General features: G+C 59.8%; 6 protein-coding genes. 2 read left to right on the forward strand and 4 right to left on the reverse strand.

All coding sequences use genetic code 11. The annotated features are described in order from the left end of the window. Positions 1 to 30: 30 nt before the first annotated feature. Positions 31 to 1,107: a glycosyltransferase gene (locus OP496_RS16395; RefSeq protein WP_280564861.1), complete on the forward strand. Its 1,077-nt coding sequence runs from the start codon at positions 31 to 33 to the stop codon at positions 1,105 to 1,107. Positions 1,108 to 1,116: 9 nt separating this feature from the next. Here the strand turns inward: OP496_RS16395 and OP496_RS16400 are convergent, their stop codons facing one another. Continuing rightward, on the reverse strand, positions 1,117 to 2,016 hold the full coding sequence (locus OP496_RS16400; RefSeq protein WP_178999932.1) for a LysR substrate-binding domain-containing protein: 900 nt from the start codon (positions 2,014 to 2,016) through the stop codon (positions 1,117 to 1,119). Positions 2,017 to 2,165: 149 nt separating this feature from the next. On the opposite strand from OP496_RS16400, the gene OP496_RS16405 reads away from it, so the two are divergent. Further along, positions 2,166 to 3,113, forward strand: coding sequence for a YeiH family protein (locus OP496_RS16405; protein ID WP_280564862.1), 948 nt, complete (start codon positions 2,166 to 2,168; stop codon positions 3,111 to 3,113). A gap of 75 nt (positions 3,114 to 3,188) precedes the next feature. Here the strand turns inward: OP496_RS16405 and OP496_RS16410 are convergent, their stop codons facing one another. From OP496_RS16410 to OP496_RS16420, 3 genes are all read right to left on the reverse strand, one after another. Then, positions 3,189 to 4,529, reverse strand: coding sequence for a UDP-glucose/GDP-mannose dehydrogenase family protein (locus OP496_RS16410; protein ID WP_280564863.1), 1,341 nt, complete (start codon positions 4,527 to 4,529; stop codon positions 3,189 to 3,191). Between the two features lie 62 nt (positions 4,530 to 4,591). Continuing rightward, positions 4,592 to 5,593 carry an NAD-dependent epimerase gene (locus tag OP496_RS16415; RefSeq protein WP_280564864.1) on the reverse strand — a complete coding sequence of 334 codons (1,002 nt, stop codon included), beginning with the start codon at positions 5,591 to 5,593 and terminating at the stop codon, positions 4,592 to 4,594. 75 nt (positions 5,594 to 5,668) lie between these two features. Then, on the reverse strand, positions 5,669 to 6,118 hold the full coding sequence (locus tag OP496_RS16420; RefSeq protein ID WP_280564865.1) for a hypothetical protein: 450 nt from the start codon (positions 6,116 to 6,118) through the stop codon (positions 5,669 to 5,671). Between the last annotated feature and the right edge of the window lie 131 nt (positions 6,119 to 6,249).

Consider the following 6,249-nt stretch of genomic DNA (forward strand, 5'->3'; position numbering starts at 1 on the left):
GGGGATTAGCCGCTACCAGGGAAGATACTCATGCCAATGCCCAAACGCTTTGCCTTCGTCATTGCCGATCTATACGGCGGCGGCGCAGAAAAATCGCTACTTTATACGGCAGATGGCCTTCGACAGCGCGGCCATGTCGTCAAGGTCTTCATCCTGCGCAACAAGATCGAACACCGTCTGCCGGAAGGATTGGAGATCGAGAACCTCCGGGTCATCAACCGTTTCAGCAAGATGTTTTCGACGCCGCTGGTGGAAAAATGGCAGGCCGCGCGTATCGCACGCGCATTGAGCGCTTTCGGCCCGGATGTCGTGCTGTCATGTTCTTGCGACAAGATCACTCGACATCTGACATTCCCCAACCTGTGGTTCTGGATCAAGAGCGACATCTCGGCGAAATTCAGCGATCCCGACCAGCGCGCCAAGGCATTCGCCAAGGTGCATCGCTTCTATAGCGGACGCAACGTCGTCGCCGTCTCCCAGGGCGTCAAGGACAACCTGCTCAATGCCATCGGACTCCAGCCCGCCGAAATTCGCGCCATCTACAACCCCTACGAGCGAGCACCCTTCCTGCGCATGGCCGAGGAATCGGCGCCAGTACCGGACGGCGAGTACCTGATCAATGTCGGCACGTTTGAAGCGCGCAAGCGTCATGACCGCCTGCTGCGCGCCTATGAGGCCAGTGGCGTGACGACCCCGCTGGTTCTGTTGGGCAAGGGTAAGGGCGATGAAGAAGCCAATCTTCGCGCAATGATAGAAGACATGGGGCTCGTCGAACGCGTTATCCTGCCGGGCTATCAAACCAATCCCTACCCGTTCATTCGCAACGCCAAGGCCTTGATCCTGACCTCGGACGCCGAAGGGCTGCCACGTGCGCTCATCGAATCGCTGCTGCTGGGAACGCCCGTGGTCAGCGTCGACTGTCCCTCCGGTCCGCGCGAAATACTCTCGGGAGAACTCGCCGATTTCTTGGTCCCGCTTGAAGACGAAACGGCGCTGGCCGACGCCATCGCCCGCATGGATGCCGCGCCCATCACCGTCACCGAAACGCACTACCGCCCCTTCCTCAAGGAGACCGTGCTGCCGCAGTTCGAAGCCTTGGCGAAGTAACGATACGCCTTACACAATTGAGCTCGCGTCCTGAAGAAATACCTTGAACGCCTGCCATAACGGGCTGCGATAACGCTCAGGATGCCACAATAACGAGAAGTCACGGACCAGATGTAGTGGAGTCTCCAGTGCGACGAGTTCGCCGCGTTCGAGTTCGCCCGCCACACTGAGCCTCGACAAACAACCAAGGCCGAGGCCAGCCCGCACGGCCTGCTTGATGGCCTCATGTTGGTCGAGTTCCATGCGTACCCGCAAGCGCGCTACATGAGGCCGAATCGCCGCTTCGAAGATCGCGCGAGACCCCGAACCACCCTCTCTCAAGATCCATTCGGCGGCCTGCAGATCCTCAGGCGACAACCGCGACTGAGCAGCGAAACGCTGTGTCGGCGCACAGACAATCACCATCTCGTCGCGACACCAGAACTCACTGGACAGACGCGGTTCCGTACACTGCCCTTCCACCAGGCCGAGGTCGGCGTCGTATTGCAATAAGTCGTCGATCACGCCTTGCGTATTACGCAGCCGTAGTTGGAGGTCCGTCTCCGGATGAGACTCGCTAAAGCTACCCGCCAGCTGCGGCAACAGATAAGTACCCACGGTGGCACTAGCCGACACTTGCAAACGCCCGCGTAATGCCCCTTGCGGCTCACGCGCCGTTTCCACCAGTACCGTTAACCCTTCTAACAACTGCTCAGCCTGTGGTAATAACCGCCGGCCGGCATCGTTGAGCACCAGACGACGCCCGAGACGCTCGAACAGCGCTACGTCAAGCTGGTACTCAAGATCGCTCAATGCCTGACTGCTCGCCGACTGTGAAAGATGCAGGCGCTGAGAGGCGGCACTCACAGAACCAGCGCGTGCCACATTCACAAATACATCGAGTTGGCGGAACGTTACCTTGGATGTCATATCGGATTTACTTAAATGGCATATCGTTATTACTCGATATTAGGTTACACGATGCACGCTTACCCTGTCCTCCTCATCGGCATTCGAGAGGAAACATCATGTGGCAGGGGCTAAGTGTATGCATCGCTTTGACGCTAGGCGGGTTCGCCATGGCTAGATTGCCAGGCATCGCCTCGAGCGGTGTCAGTCCGCTAGTGTTCACCTTATTGCTAGGACTGATGGTAGGTAATTTACCCCTGGCGCGACGCTTGTCTGGCGTGGCACCAGGACTCCAGTTCGCTACCCGCCATCTATTACGTGCCGGCATCGTATTATTCGGCTTTTCACTGACCTTGCAGCAGATCGTGGGGCTAGGGCCAGCCATCATCGCGCTTGATGTCCTTGTGGTAAGCATCGTTCTGGTGACTGGCTATCTGATCGGCACGCAAATACTAAAGCTCGACCGCGACACCGCCTTACTGACAAGCGCCGGTAGCGCGATCTGCGGAGCCGCCGCAATCCTGGCTACCGAAAGCATGATTCGTGCTCGTCCCGCCGCTACATCAATGGCGGTGGCTACCGTCGTACTGTTCGGTTCGCTATCGATTCTAGTCTATCCGCTGATCTACCCTCTTACGCAGATGCACGAGGGCCTATTTGGCATCTATATTGGCGCCACCGTACACGAAGTCGCCCAGGTGGTAGCCGTCGGCGATGCAATCGGGCCCGAAGCGCTAACCAACGCAGTGATCGTCAAGCTGGTACGCGTCATGCTACTAGTACCCTTTCTGCTAGTGATCGGGCAGTGGTGGCATCGCCGTCAGGTTCGCGACGGTGAATTCCCGGCAACCCGAGGTTCGCTCGTCATTCCTTGGTTCGCCTTCGGCTTTCTCGCCATGGTAGTCCTCAATAGCATCGTGGCTCTGCCCGCTCCCTTGCATCAGGGGCTCGTGACGAGCGGGCAAATCACCCTAGCGATGGCCATGGCCGCACTGGGATATGAAACACGATTAGAGAAACTCCGCGCTCTGGGAATCAAACCCTTCCTGCTGGCATTAATGATGTTCGTGCTCCTGTTGATCGGCGGCGGGTTGATAACACCTTGGCTCATGCGCTGAATCCGCAACGCAAAACGGCGCCTCAAGAGGCGCCGTTTGCATATCCAACTGACTCGTATATTCCACTGGGCCGGCTCACGCCGACTGGAGTGAATCGCCCCGACCCACGGCGAAGTACAGCAAGCCCGCGCGCTTGACCGCCTGCGGGTCGAACAGATTACGCCCATCGATCACCACCGGCATGTGCAGCTTCTCCTTGAGCCAAGCGAAATCCACGCTGCGGAAAGCTTTCCATTCGGTACAAATCACCAGAGCGTCGGCCCCCTCGATGGCTTGCTCGCGATTATCGACAAGGGCGAGGTCGTTGCGCTGGCCGTAGATCCGGCGGCATTCGTCCATGGCTTCCGGATCGAAGGCCTGTACCCGAGCACCGCACTCCCATAACGCTTCCATCAAGGCACGGCTCGGTGCCTCGCGCATGTCGTCGGTGTTGGGCTTGAAGGCCAACCCCCACACGGCGATCGTCTTGCCGGCCAGATCACCGTCGAAAGCTTGCGAGAGCTTGGCGAAGAGCGTGGCTTTCTGGCGCTGGTTGACGCCTTCCACGGCCTCGAGCAGTTCGGCGCGATACCCGATCTCACCGGCGGTGCGCGCCAGCGCCTGCACGTCCTTGGGGAAGCACGAACCACCGTAACCGCAGCCTGGATAAATGAAGTGATAGCCGATACGCGGATCACTGCCGATGCCGTGTCGGATCTGCTCGACATCAGCGCCCAGGCGCTCGGCGAGATTGGCGATCTCGTTCATGAAGCTGATCTTGGTGGCGAGCATGGCATTGGCCGCGTACTTGGTCAGCTCGGCGCTACGAATATCCATGAACATCAACTTTTCATGGTGACGGTTATAAGGACCGTAGCACTCGCGCATGATATCGCGCACGCGTTCGGCATCGGTGCCGACGATGATCCGCGCGCCATGGGTGAAGTCCTCGATGGCGGCGCCTTCCTTGAGGAATTCGGGGTTGGAGCAGACATCGACGGTGAGCGCAGCGCCCCGCGCGTCGAGCTCGCCCTGAACAGCACCGCGCACCTTGTCCGCCGTGCCCACCGGCACGGTCGACTTGTCGACGACGACCTTGTCGTCGCGCATGTGCTGGCCGATGCTGCGCGCTACGGCCAGCACGTATTGCAAATCGGCGCTGCCGTCTTCGTCGGGCGGTGTGCCCACGGCGATGAACTGCAACGGCGCGAAGTCGACGGCGAACGCTGCATCGGTGGTGAAACGCAGGCGCCCCTCCTCGACATTGCGACGCACCATCGCTTCCAGCCCCGGCTCGTAGATGGGGATCTCGCCGCGCTCGAGCCGCGCGATCTTGTCGGCATCGACGTCCATGCACATGACATCGTGCCCCACATCCGCCAGGCATGTGCCGGTGACCAGGCCCACGTACCCCGTGCCGAAGATGCTGATTCTCATCGTGTGTCGTCCTTTACGTGTCATGTCATCGAAAAAACGTGGGCATCAAGCCCGAGTGGGTATCAAACTTGATAGAACGCGCGATACCAGTCGACGAAGCGGGCTACACCTTCCTCGACGCCGACCGCCGGGCGATACCCGACCGCTTCGAAAAGCGCCTCGGTATCCGCCCAGGTGCGCGGCACGTCACCCGGTTGCATGGGCTGATAGTCGCATTGCGCGGTGCGCCCGGTCACGCGCTCCAGGGCGCGCACGAAATCCATCAATGCCACGGGGCTCCCGTGGCCGATATTGTAGAGTGCAAACGGTGCGGCACTTTGATCCGGCGCCGTCGCCTGCCGCTGGGGGTCGCCCTGGGGAATGACATCCTGTATGCGTACTACGCCCTCGACGATATCGTCGATATAGGTGAAATCTCGCGATAGGTCGCCGTGGTTGAAGATCGGTAGCGGCTCGCCGGCAAGAATCGCGCGAGTGAACTTGAACATCGCCATGTCCGGGCGTCCCCACGGGCCATAGACGGTGAAGAAACGAAGCCCCGTGGAAGGAATGTCGTACAAGTGCGCGTAGCTGTGCGTCATCAGCTCATTGGACTTCTTGGTCGCGGCATAGAGGCTAATGGGGTGATCAACAGCGTCGGCGGTCGAGAACGGCACATGCGCATTCTGCCCGTATACCGAGCTCGACGAGGCATAAACCAGATGCGGCACCTGCTGTTGGCGGCAGCCTTCCAATACGTTGAGGTGACCGACGAGGTTGGACTGCGCGTAGACATGCGGATTGTCGAGCGAGTAGCGCACGCCAGCCTGCGCGGCGAGATGAATCACCCGCTCGAAGCGCTCACCAGCGAAGAGCGCTTGCATGGCCGCCTGGTCAGCGAGGTCCACGCGCTCGAAGCGCACATTGGGATACCCGGCCAGATCGTCGAGGCGCGCCTGCTTGAGCGCGACGTCGTAGTAATCGTTTAGATTGTCGATGCCGACAATGGTGTGGCCATCGGCCGCCAGGCGCTTGGCCACGGCATGACCGATGAACCCGGCCATGCCCGTAATCAGAATATTCATGGGGTTACCGGTCTCTCCTGTGATGGCGCGCACTATAGCATGGCGCTTGGGACGCGCCGATCCATGCATCGCGCTTCATTGACGAGGCGCAAGCCAGGCGACGATACCCACGAACAAGAGCATCAAGGCAAGCAATGAAATACCGTCGAGCACGTTTTCCAGCGACGGCAAGCGCGGATCGTCCGCGGCCACCTGATGCGCATTGTGCATGCCCTGCAGCGCCAACTGCCCCACGGCCGCGATCAACGTCAGCATCATCCCCAACGGCAGGCTGGCGCGCAGCCATGTCGGCAAGCGCAGGAACGACAGTCGAGGCCGAGAGGGAGGCTGTTTCTGCGTCTTGGCGCTCGCCCGAGAGGAACCTTTGCGTGAGGCGGTATTGGTACGCTTGGACGTGTTCTTGCCGCGTTGCTTGCCGGAAGACGACGCACGCCGCCCCATCCAGCGATAGACCAGCATGGTAAAGGCGGCTGTCAGCGCCACCGCAGAAATCAATATGGAAAGGAACAAGGAAAGCGAGGCCATGGAATCCCGTTGTCTTTCGAAGAAGAATAACGACAAGGATACCAGCGATGGCCTCACGGTTCAGGCACGGCGTAGGCCGATGCCAATGTCTCGACGCATTGGATCAGGGCATCAATTGCCCACCATTGACC

The sequence above is a fragment of the Chromohalobacter sp. 48-RD10 genome (assembly GCF_029889785.1).
Lineage (GTDB): Bacteria > Pseudomonadota > Gammaproteobacteria > Pseudomonadales > Halomonadaceae > Chromohalobacter.